The sequence below is a fragment of the Streptomyces sp. NPDC024555 genome (genome assembly GCF_055559335.1).
In genome coordinates, this window is the sequence record NZ_JBVHKV010000024.1 from 85,044 (window position 1) to 99,875 (window position 14,832).

14 protein-coding genes and 1 pseudogene are annotated in these 14,832 nt (G+C 70.9%); 3 read left to right on the plus strand and 12 right to left on the minus strand.

The annotated features are described in order from the left end of the window. Positions 1-37: 37 nt before the first annotated feature. The 3 genes from ACZ4FH_RS31995 to ACZ4FH_RS32005 form a co-directional block, all read right to left on the minus strand. Positions 38-442 (minus strand): DUF6188 family protein, encoded by a 405-nt coding sequence (locus ACZ4FH_RS31995; RefSeq protein WP_467309276.1) that lies wholly within the window; start codon positions 440-442, stop codon positions 38-40. A 199-nt stretch (positions 443-641) separates the two neighbouring features. Continuing rightward, the gene (locus ACZ4FH_RS32000) at positions 642-1,427 is read right to left on the minus strand and encodes a GNAT family N-acetyltransferase (protein WP_467309277.1); all 786 of its coding nucleotides are present in this window, start codon (positions 1,425-1,427) and stop codon (positions 642-644) included. A 185-nt stretch (positions 1,428-1,612) separates the two neighbouring features. After that, the gene (locus ACZ4FH_RS32005) at positions 1,613-2,062 is read right to left on the minus strand and encodes a GNAT family N-acetyltransferase (protein WP_467309278.1); all 450 of its coding nucleotides are present in this window, start codon (positions 2,060-2,062) and stop codon (positions 1,613-1,615) included. 151 nt (positions 2,063-2,213) lie between these two features. Here ACZ4FH_RS32005 and ACZ4FH_RS32010 point away from each other — a divergent pair, with 151 nt between their 5' ends. Further along, on the plus strand, positions 2,214-2,720 hold the full coding sequence (locus ACZ4FH_RS32010; RefSeq protein WP_467309279.1) for an allene oxide cyclase barrel-like domain-containing protein: 507 nt from the start codon (positions 2,214-2,216) through the stop codon (positions 2,718-2,720). 567 nt (positions 2,721-3,287) lie between these two features. Here the strand turns inward: ACZ4FH_RS32010 and ACZ4FH_RS32015 are convergent. Next, a complete protein-coding gene (locus ACZ4FH_RS32015; RefSeq protein WP_467309280.1) occupies positions 3,288-3,977 on the minus strand; it encodes a TetR/AcrR family transcriptional regulator in 690 nt (229 codons plus the stop codon). A 99-nt stretch (positions 3,978-4,076) separates the two neighbouring features. Between ACZ4FH_RS32015 and ACZ4FH_RS32020 the strand changes: the two genes are divergently transcribed. Both ACZ4FH_RS32020 and ACZ4FH_RS32025 read left to right on the plus strand, forming a co-directional pair. Then, positions 4,077-4,994 carry an SDR family oxidoreductase gene (locus ACZ4FH_RS32020; protein WP_467309281.1) on the plus strand — a complete coding sequence of 306 codons (918 nt, stop codon included), beginning with the start codon at positions 4,077-4,079 and terminating at the stop codon, positions 4,992-4,994. 7 nt (positions 4,995-5,001) lie between these two features. Continuing rightward, positions 5,002-5,432 (plus strand): annotated as a pseudogene (locus ACZ4FH_RS32025) (transposase); the annotation flags it as partial. Here the strand turns inward: ACZ4FH_RS32025 and ACZ4FH_RS32030 are convergent. From ACZ4FH_RS32030 to ACZ4FH_RS32065, 8 genes are all read right to left on the minus strand, one after another. Continuing rightward, on the minus strand, positions 5,416-7,395 hold the full coding sequence (locus ACZ4FH_RS32030) for a discoidin domain-containing protein (RefSeq protein ID WP_467309282.1): 1,980 nt from the start codon (positions 7,393-7,395) through the stop codon (positions 5,416-5,418). The pseudogene ACZ4FH_RS32025 and the gene ACZ4FH_RS32030 overlap by 17 nt on opposite strands. A 187-nt stretch (positions 7,396-7,582) precedes the next feature. Next, positions 7,583-8,209, minus strand: a complete 627-nt coding sequence (locus ACZ4FH_RS32035; RefSeq protein ID WP_467309283.1) for a TetR/AcrR family transcriptional regulator — start codon at positions 8,207-8,209, stop codon at positions 7,583-7,585. Between the two features lie 89 nt (positions 8,210-8,298). After that, entirely contained in the window at positions 8,299-9,198 is a 900-nt protein-coding gene (locus tag ACZ4FH_RS32040) for an SDR family oxidoreductase (protein ID WP_467309284.1), read from the minus strand. A gap of 35 nt (positions 9,199-9,233) precedes the next feature. Then, entirely contained in the window at positions 9,234-9,974 is a 741-nt protein-coding gene (locus ACZ4FH_RS32045; RefSeq protein ID WP_467309285.1) for an SDR family oxidoreductase, read from the minus strand. A gap of 777 nt (positions 9,975-10,751) precedes the next feature. Next, positions 10,752-11,123 carry a hypothetical protein gene (locus ACZ4FH_RS32050; RefSeq protein WP_467309286.1) on the minus strand — a complete coding sequence of 124 codons (372 nt, stop codon included), beginning with the start codon at positions 11,121-11,123 and terminating at the stop codon, positions 10,752-10,754. Then, complete coding sequence (locus ACZ4FH_RS32055; protein WP_467309287.1) at positions 11,120-11,749, minus strand: hypothetical protein; 630 nt, start codon at positions 11,747-11,749, stop codon at positions 11,120-11,122. Before ACZ4FH_RS32055 ends, ACZ4FH_RS32050 begins: the two co-directional genes overlap by 4 nt. A gap of 77 nt (positions 11,750-11,826) precedes the next feature. After that, positions 11,827-12,702, minus strand: coding sequence for an SDR family NAD(P)-dependent oxidoreductase (locus tag ACZ4FH_RS32060; protein ID WP_467309288.1), 876 nt, complete (start codon positions 12,700-12,702; stop codon positions 11,827-11,829). A 260-nt stretch (positions 12,703-12,962) separates the two neighbouring features. Then, a complete protein-coding gene (locus ACZ4FH_RS32065) occupies positions 12,963-14,471 on the minus strand; it encodes a S1 RNA-binding domain-containing protein (RefSeq protein WP_467309289.1) in 1,509 nt (502 codons plus the stop codon). Between the last annotated feature and the right edge of the window lie 361 nt (positions 14,472-14,832).

The following is a 14,832-nucleotide window of genomic DNA, read 5'->3' on the forward strand; positions in this document are numbered from 1 at the left end:
CTGTTCTCGGCCCGTCCACCCCTCCCGAGCCCGACGTTCATGCCCGTGGCCGGTCGGGCACGCTCACGCCGCCCCCGGGCAGTGACCGGATGAAGCAACTGCCCCGCAGCGCGACGACCCAGCCGCGGGCGTCGGAGGAAGTGGGCACGTCCAGACACCACCCGCTGGCGAAACGCATTCGCAGGCTGCCCGAATCAGCCGCGTAGACCTCGGCGACCACCTGATCGAGTAGCTGCGGCAGACGGTCGAGGTTGGTCCGTGTGGACGCGTGAACGGGCACGGCCTCGTGGTCCGTCGCCAGTTCGGCGGGACCGTGAACCTCGACCTGGTTAGATCCGGTGCGGAGCCGCAGGGCGTCGCCGACGATCACCTCTCCGATGGCGGTCCCACGCATCGAGCGGAGGTCCCAGCCGCCTTCCACACGGTCGACTCCGTCATCCATGCCGCAAGACTAGGCACCCCGGTTGCCGCACAGCTGCGCTGCCCCCGACCGCGCACTCAGCTCCGGTTCGATTGGAGACGAGGCGGTTGGAATGGGCGCGGGTCCGTCCGCCAAGGCGGCGCGCAGCTGGAGCGCGCCTCGCCCTTGAGACGTGCGGTGGGCGAGGCGCGGGCCGAGGAGCCTACTTCGCCAGCTGCGCTCAGGGAGACCAGACGTACGGTGTCGTCGTGGTGACCGCGTGCAGGCCAAGACGGGTGAGGATCGGGGCGCTGTCGGACGAGGCGTCGACATAGACGTACGGGACGCCACGGGCGGCAGCGATCTGGGCTCGGCGGGCGACCATGGCCCGGTAGATGCCCTGACCGCGCCATTCCTTGAGCGTCGAGCCGCCCCAGAGGCCGCCGAAGTCGACGTCGTCCTTGAACACCAGCCAGGCGGCGCAGACCACTTCGGAACCTGCTTCGGCGACGAGGACGACCGTGTTCTCCGGGGCGTTCTCGATCCGGGCCGCCAGGTCGTCGGCCAGCCAGCCCCAGTCCTCGCCCCAGACCGTGCTCTCCATGGCGGCGATGCGCTGGAGGTCCGATCCGGCGGTGACACGGCGGAGGGTCACGCCGTCGGGCAGGACGGGGTCGGAGGCCAGGTCCGCTGACTTCCCGATGAGCACGGTCTCGCTCTCCTCGGCGACGAAGCCGGCCGCCGTGAGCCGGTCCGTGAGGTCGGCGGGGAGATCGTGGGCGCGCGTCTTCCATTCGACCGCCTCACCACGAGCAGCGTAGAAGTCACGCTGTCGCGCTATGAGCGCGTCGAGCTCTTCCCCGCGCACACCGAGGTCGCGTGGCCCGGTGACGAAGCCACGGTGCCAACCGACGACACGGGTCAAGGGGCCGTCCTTCTCGACGCGGGCGCTGCCGCCCGGCGGTGTGACACCACGGAGTTGGGCGTCGTACGCGGTGCGGAGTTCGTTGATCAAGGTGTCCTTCATGCGAACACCGTACGGGCCGGGTCAAGGGATTGAGCGCCGGTCAAACCCCCCGAACACCGGCCCCGCACTCACTCACCCAGCCACGGGAGCCCCGAAACAGGTGTTTGACCCACGCCGCTGTCTGCCGCGGCCGTGAGCCCGCGAACCTGCTCGGGCATGCCGCCCGAACTGAGCACCGTTACGGCTCACGCCGCCCGCCCGATGTAGCGCCGGAAGCCCTGGGCCAACGGCTCGAAGCCGCAGGCCGCGTAGAACGTGTGCACATACGCGTCGTCGGCCGCGAGCAACTGCACCTTGTAGCATCCGGCCTCCTCGCCCAGCCGCACGGCCGCCTCCAGCAGGTGCCGCCCGACGCCCCGGCGACGGCCGGCGCCGGCGACAACGACGTTCTCGACGAAGAGGATGCTCCGGCCGCCCCGGGTCAGGTTCGGCATGACGAGGCAGTCGGCCGTACCCACCACCGCGTCCTCCGTCTCGGCGATCAGAACGGTCCGACCCTCCTGGGACGCGATGCGCTTCCAGATGATCCCGGCGGTCTCCCGGGGCAGGTCGGAGTCGTCCGGATTCAGCTCACCGTAAAGGGCGAGGAGCGCGGGAAGGTCGTGCCCGGCGGCGGTACGTACGGTGATCTTCATACGGCCACCCTGCCATGCGTACGTGCACTCCCGGCGGGCTCCTGCGTTCCGGTGATCTTCCGGCCGAGGGCGACCCGTTCCGCCCCCGGACGCCGTTACCCATGGGGTGCGAGCGCGCAGCCCACGCACACGACGAGCAAGGGTGACCCACATGAACCGCAGAAGCATGCTGCAGCTGACCTCGGCGGCTGCGATCACCGGAGGGCTGGTGGCCGAATCGGCCGGAGCCGCCGGTGCGACCCCGAGGGCCGACCGCCTGATCACCCTGAAGGGCAGGCGTACGGGCGCAAACATCCCCGACATCCTGACGACCGGGGTCCCGTACTACGTGCGCTACGACCTGACGGACGCCGAGGGCCGCAGCGTGGGCACCGAGAACGCGCACTGCCTGCCCGTGAGCGTAGGACCCGACGGCTCCTACGTCATGGCGACGCTGGTCCTGGCTCTTGAAGACGGCATGATCACCGCCTCCACCGCATTCCAGCGCCCGCTTCCTGCCGTGACCGAACTGCCCGTCAACTCACGCCAGTGGACCCACGAGTTCGCGATCACCGGCGGTACCGGAAACTACAAGGGAGCCGAGGGCTCGATCACCATCGAACACCTCACCCGTGACGAGGACACGCTCACCGTCGCCTTGACGGACACCGTCGAGTAGGAGCGGGCCGTCCCGCCCGTGGAGGAGAGCCCGCGTCCCAACCTCTGCACGAGTGCGGTAGACGGGGTCCCGGACATCCGGATGCCCTGCAGCCGAGAGAAGTGAGGGCATCCGCGCTGGGGCGCGTGCCCGGTGTCCGGCTCCAGGACACCGGCATCGCGCTCCGCCGACGGTGATCAGCGCGGGGCGTTGTCGCCGAGGGCGCGCAGTTCGGTGACGGGGGATGACGAGGGATGTCGCAGCGGGCTCGACGATAGAGGACCACCCGCCGTCCCGCGCTGGGTACGTCGGCGGGAAAGCCGCACGTAGGAGCTGTGTGTGTGACGGGAGCAGCAACTCCTCCAACCCCGAAGGCCGATCCGAGCGTCAATCGCCACTCGGCGTGCGCAATTCGCGGGTGCAGGCCGTCGGCCGGGTGGCGCCGTCGATCCGGGTACACACCACCGGGAGACCACGACCTGGGCAACAGCGCCTATGCGCCGCTCCGGGAGGAGGCGAAGCGGGAGGCTATGCGAGCGGGCGACGGGGAACGGGATGCCTGCAAGCGCAGAGCGAAGTGGACGCCCGTCAGCCGGCTGGGTCGGCGCCGGCGGACTGTTGGCGTCGGGCCAGTAGGCCGGTGGCGGCCACAGCTGTTGCGCGGCGGACCAGGTCGGTGAAGTCCAGGCGCATGGAGGCGAGTTCGGGGTCCGAGGCGTAGACCGCGAGCATCGCGTCCGAAGGGCGACTGCACTGCCAGGCGGACATGGCCATCAGCAGAGTCGTTTCCACCAGCGCGGCCGCGCCCTCGGCGCCGAGTTCGGGGACATGGCGCAGGACCAGCCGGACCAGGCTCTGCAGTGATTCCCGGGCGGCACGCTTGTGGCGGATGCCGGTCTCGGTGGAGATGTTCTGTTCCAGCACCGCGCCCTGTGCGCTGAACAGGTCGCACAGCACGGGGCGCCGCGCCATCGACGTGGCGAGCAGGTCGGCCAGAGCGTCTCCGCGTTCGCGCGCGGTGCCGTGACCGTCCGCCGGTGTTCGCTCCAGTTCGGTGATCCAGGCGTGGATCTCGGTGTCGAGCAGGTCGAGCAGCACGGCCTCGCGGGATTCGAAGTAGCGGAGCACGTTCGCCTTGGCCAGGCCGACGCGGCGGCTCAGCTCGTTCAGGCTGAGCTTCGCGACCGGCATTTCGGTCAGCATCGCTGCCGCGGTGTCCAGGATCTGGCGCCGTCGCTGGCTGCGCTGTTCATCGGTGCGGGCGCGTTGAAAGGTCACGGGTCCATATTACAAACCGCCGGTACTTTGCGTACGTACCGGTGGTCCGTTACCGTGGATCGGAGACAAGATACCGGCAGTCCTTAATGGGGTTTCGTCATGTACCAGGTTCCTGACCAGCACGGAAAGCTCGCCGTGGTGACCGGCGCGAACAGCGGCACGGGCAAGGAAGCCGCCAAGCGACTGGCCGGCGCCGGCGCTCGGGTCCTCCTCGCGGCGCGTACGCCCGCCAAGGGCGAGCTGGCCCGCGACGAGATCCTCGCCGCGCACCCGGACGCCCGGGTGGAGGTCCGCCGACTGGACCTGGCCGACCTGTCGTCGGTCCGTGAGTTCACCGACGGCCTGGCGGCCGAGGGCGCACCGCTGGACCTGCTGCTGAACAACGCCGGCGTCATGAACGTGCCCCAGCGCACCGAGACCGCCGACGGCTTCGAACTGCAACTGGGCAGCAACTTCCTCGGTCCCTTCGCCCTCACCGTCCAGCTCGTGCCGCTGCTGCTGGCCGCATCCGCGCCGCGGGTGGCGACGATGAGCAGCGGCACCGCCAACCGGGCCCGCATCGACTTCGACGACCTGCAGTCGAGCCGCGCCTACAGCCCCACCAGGGCCTACGCCCAGTCCAAGCTCGCCGACATGCTGATGATGATCCATCTCGCCGAACTCGCCTCGCGCTACGACTGGCCCCTGCTGTCGGCAGGCGCCCACCCCGGCTACACACGCACCAACCTGATGACGTCCGGACCCACCCTGAACGGCGGCCGCCCCGGCCTCATCGAATCGATCCTCTACAAGATCGTCCCGTCGCAGGGCCCGCAGCAGGGCGCAGAGCCCCTGCTGTACGCGGCCACCAGCCCCGACGCCGTGGCGGGCGGCTACTACGGCCCCCGCTGGGCGATGGTCGGCCCGACCAAGGCGACCGCTGTGCCGCGCAGCGCCCAGGACAAGGACGTCGCGGCGCGCCTGTGGGCCGAGGCCGAACGTCTCACCGGTGTCTCCGTTCCGGTCCATCACCCCTGATCACGCGAGAACGGTGACCACCGCGGCCGGGACGGTCGAGATGAACGCCCCGCGCGTCAACGACAAACGCGTCGACCAGGCAACCGGCGAACGCAAGCGGCTCTTCTCGGTGATCCTGCCGCCATGTTTCTCGGCTCCTCGGCCGCCCTGTCGCCGGCTACAGTCACCCGGCTGACCGCCCACTGGCAAGCCGACCACAAGGCGTTCAGCGACCGCGACCTGTCCACCACGGCCTACGTCTTCGTCTGGGCCGACGGTATCCACCTGTGCATACGGCTGGAGGTGGCGAAGGCCGCGATCCCAGCCGTCACGGGCGTGCCCGCGGACGGAGCCAAGGAGATCATCGCGATGGCCGACGGCTGCCGCGAGTCCTCGGACTCCTGGGCGAGCCTGCTGTCGTACTGCCATCACGCCGCGCGGATCACGCGCCGTACACCTGGAGCTGGGCCAGCTGGCCCGCGGGCCAGCCCGTGTTGGCGGTGCAGACGAGGCGGAGGTGACGGGTGGTCGTGGCGGCGGGCAGGGTCAGCGTGGCGGTGTTCCCGGTGAGCGGGTCGAAGGCGCAGTCCGCGCTGGCGCGCAGGACGGAGAAGGAGGTGCCGTCGGTGCTGCCCTGGACGGTGATGGTCTGCGTGCGGGCGGACCAGTTGGTGGACGGCGGCAGCGCGAGGACGATGCGACGGACGTCCGTGGTGGTGCCCAGGTCGACCTGGAGCCACTGGGGGAAGGCGCGGTTGGCGCTCTCCCAGTAGGTGCCCGCATCGCCGTCCACGGCGTTGCTCGCGCTGTACGTCTGGGTGTGGCTGCTTTCCGAGACCGGCCGGCGCAGGGCCAGGTCGCCCGTGGGGGTGCCGTCGCCGGCCGCGGTGGTGACGGTGACCCGGGCCGAGGCCGGGGAGACGGAGCCTGCCGAGTCGAGCGCCTGGACGTCGAAGGTGTAGGAGGTCGAGGGGGCGAGACCGCTCACCGTGTACGTGGTGCTGCTCCCCGGAACGGTGCCCACAGGGGTGGCCGTGTCGCCGGTGATTCGGCGTACGCGGTAGCCCGTTATGCCGGAGTCGTCCGTCGAGGCGGTCCAGGCCAGCGCCACGGTGGTGTCGGTGACCGTGGTGGCGTGCGGACTGCCGGGGGCGGTCGGTGGCTGGTTGCCGTTGCCGCCGAGCGGCGGGGTCGGCCGGGTGGGGGTGACGGGGAGCAGCCCCTTGAGCATGCGGCCGCCGTCGCCGGTCAGCCGGAGGTAGTAGTCGGACGAGCAGGCGGTGCCGTCCTCGTCGAGCGCGAGGAAGCCCGATCCGGCCGGAACCCAGTCCCGGGACTCCGCGGTCTTGGCGATCTGGTTGCCCTCGTTGTATTCGTCGAACATGGAGATGTAGACGCTGGGCACCCCGGCCCGGCCCATGTTGTAGAACTGCCGCCACATGAAGTCGCCGTGGGCGCGCTGCCGTTCGGTGACTCCGCCGGGCAGGACACACGGCTGGTAGTCGATGCCGTGCGCGGTGCACTCGGCGAGGTCGGGCAGGGTGGCGGCGTTGTAGAAGTTGTCGGCGTCCGCGGCGTTGCCGATCCGGCCGACCAGCCACGGCGAGAGCATGTCGAAGGCGTGGTAGACGCCGCTGAAGCCCGGCCGGGAGTCCCGGTCGCCGGTCCGCCACCATGTCGGAACGCCGCCGATGACGTAGACGCCCTGGGCCTTGAACCAGTTCAGCACGTCGAGGCACGCTTCCGGGGTGAACGGCCGTTGGGCGTCGTTGAAGCCGAAGCCCCAGATGCACACCACCGGTTTGCCGTTCTGCCGGGCGTAGGCGGAAGAGGCGGTGTGCGTCCGCATCTTGGCGGTCCAGTCGGCCTTGATGTCCGTCTGCATGGTCGTCCAGTCGGACACGTCGTACATGATGTAGAACGTGACGCCCTCGGCCTCCGCGGCGGCGCGCACCTTGGCCGCCATCGCGTCGCGCGTCGGCCCCTCCCCGCCGGTGGGGTTGAACCGCTGGAGGGCCGCGGTGTCGATGCCGTACTGCTTCATCCACCGGAAGTGCACGTCGACGGTGGACTGATCGTAGGACGAGAACAGCGAGGCCGGCAGCCCGTTGCCGAGGTTGCCGAAGGCGGTCCGGTAGGTGGCCGGGTAGTCACGTACATCGGGCCAGGCGACGATGGCGTGGTTGGACGGGGAAGGCGTCTCCCCCCAGTTCCGCGCCCAGTGCCACCAGCCGTCGATCGGCGCGCCGTCGCCCTTGCAGGCGAACCAGCCCTGGTACCCCACGGTCACCTTGCCGACCACGTCGCCCTGACCGCCGGCCGCGGAGGCCGCGCTCGCGAGCGCCGTTTCCCCGGCTCCGACGGCTCCTGCCAGCCCGGCCGCTGTCGCCGCCTGTAAGAACGTGCGCCGCGTGAATCCCACCGAGAGCCCCTTCGATCGGTTGACCCCTGCGGCGCCCGGCGGCCGCGAACGGACCGCCGGAAGCGCCGCAACTTTACGCGGGGAACTGTATTGACATGAATGCATCACCGCAAGAGGTCGTCATTCGAATGAAAAAAGAGAGCTTCCTCATGTCTGGAACGGCTGTGCCGCTCGGCGGTCTTCCCGTTCAGCCGGGCGATCCGGGTGTCGGACGGGCGGCGACCCCGTGGAGGAGGTTGTCGACGAGGGCGGTGACGAAGCCCTCGGTGACCGGCTCATCGGGTATCAGGAGCCGGTGGTACACCGCGCCCCAGAGCTGGTCCACCAGGACCTGCACGTCGACCTCGGCGCGGATCTGCCCCTGCGACTGGGCGCGCCGCAGCCGCTCGCCCGCGAGCCTGCGGCGGTGGGCCGAGTACAGGGTGCGGTACGAGACGGCGAGCTGCGGATCGGTCTGCGAGGCGCCGATGAGCTCGGTGAGGACGCGTCCGCCGGGTGTGCGGGTCATGACCTCGGCGAAGGCGTGCAGCTGGGTGAGCAGATCCGCTCGGATGTCCCCGGTGTCGGGGAACGCGAGGGTGTCCTCGACCGCATGGAAGTAGCCGTCGAGGGCGAGCGCGCCGACGGACGGCCACCACTTGTAGAGGGTGGTCTTGCTGGCGCCCGACGCCTTCGCGATCCGCTCGAAGGTGAGCCGGCCCATCCCCTCCGTCAGGAGCAGTTCGCCGACCGTGTGCAGGACCTCCGCCCGGACTTCGTCGGCGGGTCGCCGTCCGCGGCCTCTGCTCGCAGGTTCTTTCGCTGTCTCTGACACGGGGGCTCCTGGGTGTGGTGAGGGGGTGGCGACGCTGCGGTCCGTACCGGAGGCGTGCGGGCCGAGACCCGTACGCCATCGGTTCATGGTCAGTGCGCGCCGCTCAGCAGGTCGGCGAGGCCGATCCGCCGGAGGAACGTGGCGCGGATACGGTCCGCGGTGTCCGAGACCTCCTTCGACCCGTCGTCCGCGGGGTCGACGTGCACGCGGAAGGGCCGGTCGCCCGCCGGCAGGGCGACGATGCGCGCGATCTCCTCGGACACCATGGACGCGTCCGCGCCTTCGGGGGCGAGGGCCGCCAGCTTGTCCGCGACCTGGTCCATGAGCCCGGGATACCTGGTCGTGTACTCGGCCTCGACGGAGGTGTCCGCGGGGCGGCCGGAGTGGGCGAAGTGGTTGGTGCCGCTGGTGAACGAGCCGGGTACGACGATCGTGGTCTCGATGCCCCAACGGGCCAGCTCGGCCGCGTAGGACACGGCGAGGGAGTCCATGGCGGCCTTGGCCGCGAAGTAGGGGGCGAGGTATGGGGGAGTGCCGCCCTTGACGCTGCTGCTGGACACCCAGAGAACGAGCCCCCGGCCCCGGCGGCGCATGCCGGGCAGGGCGGCGCGGTTGACGCGCTGGGTGGAGAGCACGTTGACGTCGTACAGCTCTGCGAGCTGTTCCGGCGGGAAGGCCTCGGCGGGGCCGGTGGCCATGTGGCCGGCGTTGTGGACGAGTACGTCGATACGCCCGGCCTCGGCCTCGACCTGTGCGACGGCGGCGTCGACGGAGTCCTGCGTGCTCACGTCGAGTTCGACGGTGCGCAGGTCCACGCCATGCGCGGCGGCGTAGTCGGTCGCGGCCTGGACCTGCGGCGCGTTGCGGCCCGTGGTGTGGCGCATGCCCGCGTACACCGTGTGACCGGCGTCGGCCAGGGCTCGGGCGGTGAGTGCGCCGAAACCGCTGGACGCACCCGTGATGACTATGACGTTGCCTGTGGGGGCCATGGGGAAACCTTCAGTGAGGGGTGGGTGCGACCGGGCTACGCGAGGCCGCCGTTGGCGTAGATGACCTGGCCGTTGACCCAGCGGGCGGGGCCGGCGAGGAAGGCGACGGTCTCGGCGATGTCTTCGGGCCGGCCGAGGCGTTCCAGCGGGGCGGCCTTGGCGAGCCTGTCGACGGTCTCCTCGTCCTTGCCCTGGAGGAAGAGCGGGGTGGCGGTGGGGCCGGGGGCCACGGCGTTGACCGTGATGTCGCGGCCGCGCAGCTCCCTGGCGAGGACGAGGGTCATGGCCTCGACGGCGGCCTTGCTGGCGACGTAGGCGCTGTACTGGGGGAACTGGGTGCGGACCACGGACGTGGAGAAGTTGATGATCGCGCCGCCGGGACGCAGCGTGCGCGCGGCCTGCTGGCTGACGACGAACGTGCCGCGGATGTTGGTGCGGTGCATCCGGTCCAGCTCGGTGAGGTCGAAGGTCTCGACCGGGGCGAGGATCATGATGCCGGCCGTGTTGACCACGACGTCGATGCCGCCGAACGCGGACGTCACGGTCTCGAAGGCGGAACGCATCGCATTCTCGTCGGCGACGTCGCCGCCCACGGCGAGCGCCCGGCCGCCGGACGCGGTGATGGCCGCGACGGTCTCCTCCGCCTTGGCCTGGTTGCCGGAGTAGTGGACGGCGACCGATACCCCGTCCTTGGCCAGCCTCTCCGCCACCGCGCGGCCGATGCCGCCGGAGCCGCCGGTGACGAGAGCGACGCGGTCGGGTGCGGACGTGTTCATGAGATCTCCTTGCTGACTGATGGCTCTATATGAACGCCACGTCCATATAACCATGAAATGAACGAGGCGTCCATTTGATTCGAGGGGCAGGAGGGAACGTCGAACGTCGGATGGAGTCGGGTCGAGGGGCAGGAGGGAGCGCCGGGTGGAGTCGCTTGAGCCGGATGGAGTCGGATGGAGTCGGTCGAGTCGGGTGGACGACGCCGCCGACCGGCGGCAGGGGCTCGTCCCCGTCCTCGACCACCTGCCTGCCTGCCTGCTTGCTTGCCGCGGCGGACGACGACGTCCGGTCACAGGTCGAGGGCTCTGCCCAGCCGTCTGCGCACCGGCGACAGCGCCGGCATTTCCGTGACGTGGGTCGAGATGGCCAAGGGCTCGGTACGCCGGCCCGACACCTGACGCCGGCCGTTCGCCGACTGGCCGGGGCGCTGGACCTGGGCGCAGACGTCGCCCACTCGGGACGCCGAGGGCTTCGACCGTGCGCGCTGCCTTCCCCGGGCCGACGCCCGGTCAGGAACTGAAGGGGCCCGAGGCTCTCGGTGAGCGTTCAGCGTCGGGCTGCGGACGGTGGACCCGTCGCGGATGTGCTCGCCTCCATGGACGGGACCGAGCCCGCGTGCGCAACCGGCCGACGCGGCCCCGGTTGAAGAGGGAGGGGGCGCAGTTGCCGGGACCGTGTGCGCACGGTGGCCTGCGCCACGCGTCGCGCCGACGATGCCGTAACACCCTGGGGCCGAAGGGAACGGCTGCTGCCCGGTGGTCCCGTGGCGGGCGCGTTCAGCGCTCTGCTGCCTCGTCCCCGCCCTCGTGAGGATCCCGGTCGGTGAGGCGGAGGAGGAGTTCGGCGGCGGCGTAGCGGACCTTGCCGGTGGCGGTGCGCGGGTCGTAGCCGAGATCGCGGACCAGGGTCACGTGCCGGGCCTGGAGGGTGGAGTGGTGCATGCCGAGGGTTGCCGCGGCGGCGCGAAGGCTCTCGGCCTCGACCAGGACCTGCAGCACCCGGGCCGTCCGGGTGTCCAGCCGGGCGAGGGCGGCGACATCGGGATGCGGGTCCTGCGGGTCGTGGGCGCGGGCGAGCATGAGCAGCGCGCCGAGATCGGTGGCGTCGACCACCGGGACCGCGGGTTCCGTGAGCCGCAGCGCGATCACCGCGCTCTCCCAGGAGTCGGGAGCGTGGTCGGCCCGCACCCAGGGGCCCAGCCCGGCCGGACCGCCCGGGGGAGGCGCGTCCCCGTGGCGCAGCTCCGCGCGCAGCAGCCCGTACCGGGTCGCGACGAGTGCTGCCGGGCCGGCCGCCGGGGTGTTGTCCGCGTGGGTCGCGACGATCCGGATCCGGGTGGCCGGGGTGAGGCCAGTCCGGTGAGGGCCGCGGTCCGCTCGGCCCGGGAACGGACCGGATCGATGACGGTCTCCAGGGTGCCGGGCCGGTGGCTGCGGGCCTCGACGAGGTCGAGGGCGACGGCGAGGCGTTCGGTGATCAGCGCGTCGGTGGCGTGCGGCGGGCCGACCCGCTCCAGCCACACCGTCCCGGTGGAGCAAGGCCGTTCGCACGAGCGGGCCGACGGCTCCACCACGGGGGCCCGGCCGTCGGGGTCGCGCCGGATGACCCGGTGGCCCCGGCGCTCGGTGCCCGCGACGACGCCGGACAGCGCGGCGGCGCCGCGCAGCAGCCCCTCCGGTCCGGTACCGGCCAGGGCGAGCGCGTCGAAGTGGGCGACCACCTTCAGGACCTCGGCGACCCCCGGGCCGTCCGGCCGTCCGACGTGCTCCCGCATCCGCTCACTCCCCGTCACCGGAGCGCCAGCGTACAGCGCCCCGGTGACGGGGATCCGGGCGACAGGCGGACGGACGGCTACGAGCCGAGCGGGTCCTGCCCACCGGACAGCATCCGGGCGGACGGGTCGGGGCCGTGCCGGTCGGTCATCTCCGCGAACGCCTGCTCCAACTCGCCGTGGACCGCGCGGACCAGCGGGGCGAAGTCGCGGTGGGTGAGGATGTGGAAGCGCCGCTCCAGGACCGCCTCCAGCACCTGCTCACCGACCACGTCCGGGTCCGCTCCCTGGGCCAGGACGGCGCCCATCTGCTCGGTGAGCGCGTCGTCGGGCCCGCTGCCGAGGAGCTTCGCCTGCGCGGCCCCGGCCGTCCGGTTGATCCGGGTGGCCACGGTGCCGGGGTACAGCACGGAGACGCCGATGTCCGTCCCGCGCAGTTCGTCGCGCAGCACCGCCGAGAAGCCGACGCTGGCGATTTTCGAGGAGGTGTAGGCGCCCAGACCCGCGGTGGGCAGCAGGGCGGTCATCGAGGCGGTGTTCACGATGTGCGCGCGCCCGCCGCGGTCACGCATCCGGGGCAGGAAGGTCGAGACGCCGATGAACTGGCCCTCGATGTTGATCCGGTGGATCCAGCGCCAGAGTTCCAGGGAGGTCTGCTCGATCGGTCCGCCGCCGGTGACACCCGCGTTGTTGCACAGGATCGACACCGGACCGAGTTTCGCCTCCACCTGGTCGGCCGCGGCCGACCACTGCTCGGCGTCACTGACATCGAGCTCCACCGTGGTGACCGTGCCGCCCGCCGTGGTCAGCTCCCGGGCCGCCTCCGCCAACCGCGCGCTGTCGATGTCCGCGAGTGCCACCCGGGCTCCCGCGGCGACCAGCGCCCTGGTGATCCCGAGCCCGATCCCCGACGCCGCACCGGTGACAAACGCCGTCTCTCCTGTCGGCCAACTCATGACGTGCTCACTTTCTCCACCTGAGCGCGTGCGCGCCCTCCACGGCTTCCGCCGCTGCCTCCGATGCTCGCCCCGACACGACCGCCCCCGGCCCCGCCGAACACGGCGGCCTGAGACCCCGCACCCCGCCGTCCGCGCGGCCGCCGGGGCGTTGCGGGGCGCGCCGCGCTCACCCGCTCCAGCGTGGGCCGAGGGGCAGCGCAGCAGAATCGAGGCGCAACTGGGCGTGATCGTTGAGGGCCCGCGCAGTGCTGCTGCCGTCATTCCCGTCGGGCGCGTTTGAGCGAAAGGCTGATGCGGCGACGCTGGCGGTCCACGTCAAGGATGACCACGCGGACCTGGTCGCCGGTCGCGAGCACCTCCTGCGGGTGTTCGACGTCGTGATCGACCAGTTCGGAAAGGTGGACGAGGCCCTCGACACCCTCTTCCACCTGGACGAACGCGCCGAACGGCACCAGCTCGGTCACAGTGCCCGAGACCGTGTCACCGCCCTTGTGGGTATCGGCATAGTGCTGCCAGGGGTCGGGCTGCAGTGCCTTCATCGACAGGCTCACCCGCTCCTGCGCGAAGTCGATGCTGATGATCTCGGCGCGGATCTCTCGACCGACGGGAGCAACCTCGTCCACCGAGTCGAAACGGGCCCAGGACATCTCGGGAACACGGAGGAAGCCGAGGTGACGACCCAGATCACCATCGAGGTGTACGTACACCCCGACGTCATGGAGACCCGTCGCGACAACACCGGTGACAGCCTCGCCCACTCGCAGAGAGCCGAGGAACGTCCGCCGCTCCTCGGCCCGGGTGCGATTGGTGCGCCAGCGTGCCCGAAGGACACCGTCCCCGTCGGGCAGCACTGCCGCGAGAAGAGGCCGGCGATCAGCCTGTTCCAGCGGAACCAACGCGACGCGGTGACCCGGGCTCACCCTGATCCGGGGATTCGGCACGTCTGCACGTCCCATGCCCGGTTCGGCGACACGCGCCTCGTAGAACCCTCCGCCCGGATACTGCTCCACGAGCAGGTGAAGGCGTTCACCGCGCACGACGGTCGCGCGGATCGCTTCGACGTCGTCCGTCAGGTCCGGCCATATCGCCAGCCGCGCCCGCGGGGTCAGACGCTCACACACAGAGTCCACCTCGTGAGCGGCCGTCAGGCGGTGCCAGCGGTAGGCGTTGCCGGTCGGACGCTCCTCCAGCAGGACCCCGCCGCGGACCGCGACCAGTGCGCCGACCTCGGACCAGAACTCCTCGTCGGCCGCCCGCGGGGCGTCGGTCTCGTCGAGAGCGGGGTCGTAGGGCGAGCTCACGACCCGGTCGGCGAACAGCCCAAGCATGCGGGCGCGGGAGACGGCGTTCCGCTGGTCCCGATCGCCGCCGACGTAAATGTCGTCCCGGTCGCCGACATGGACGAAGAATCCATTGTCTGCTTGCAGCCGGCACCAGGCGCCCTCGCGCAGCACCATCGCCCGCAGCAACCCGAGCCCCGTGGCGAGCGGGACGCGCGCGCCGTCGTGGAACCCGGCGCCGTCATGGGGGAAGAGCCCGCTCAGCCCGTGCCCCCCTTTTCCCGCGAGGACGGAGAAGGAGAAGAATCCCTCAGTCATGGGATTGTCGATCGTCACCTGCTCGACAGCGTCATCGAGCGCGAACCCGGCCACGGCCGCCACACAGGCAGCAGCGACGCGCTCCCTCGTTTCATACGCGATGAACGTGCTGTCTGCGCCCGCTGCGGCGTCGAGCTCAGCAGGGTGGTACGGAGTGATGCGGTACACAAAGGGCGCCATATCAGCGGCCCGGATGGCTCGTAGTCGCCCTGAGGGCCGATCGCGGGTGGGCAGAGGAAAAGATCATCTGCGAACTCTAATGGCACCAGGTCCGGCATGAAACGGATTCAAAATCGGCAACGGTGAGCCGGACCGGGAGCCCCAAGTCGGGACGGCTCGGGTACGGACATGGCCTCCCGGATCCGGCCCGCGCCGCCGGTCGCCGATGACTCCGCCGCGTACAGCCCGATTCAGCGGGACCATCGGACAGCGGCAGCCGTCCGAATCCGCGAGGCGTCGTCTGCACCGGCCAGGGATCGGTTGCGTGGCGCCGCTCGGGGCCGACGGCATGCGCCGTTTCGGTCGCCGG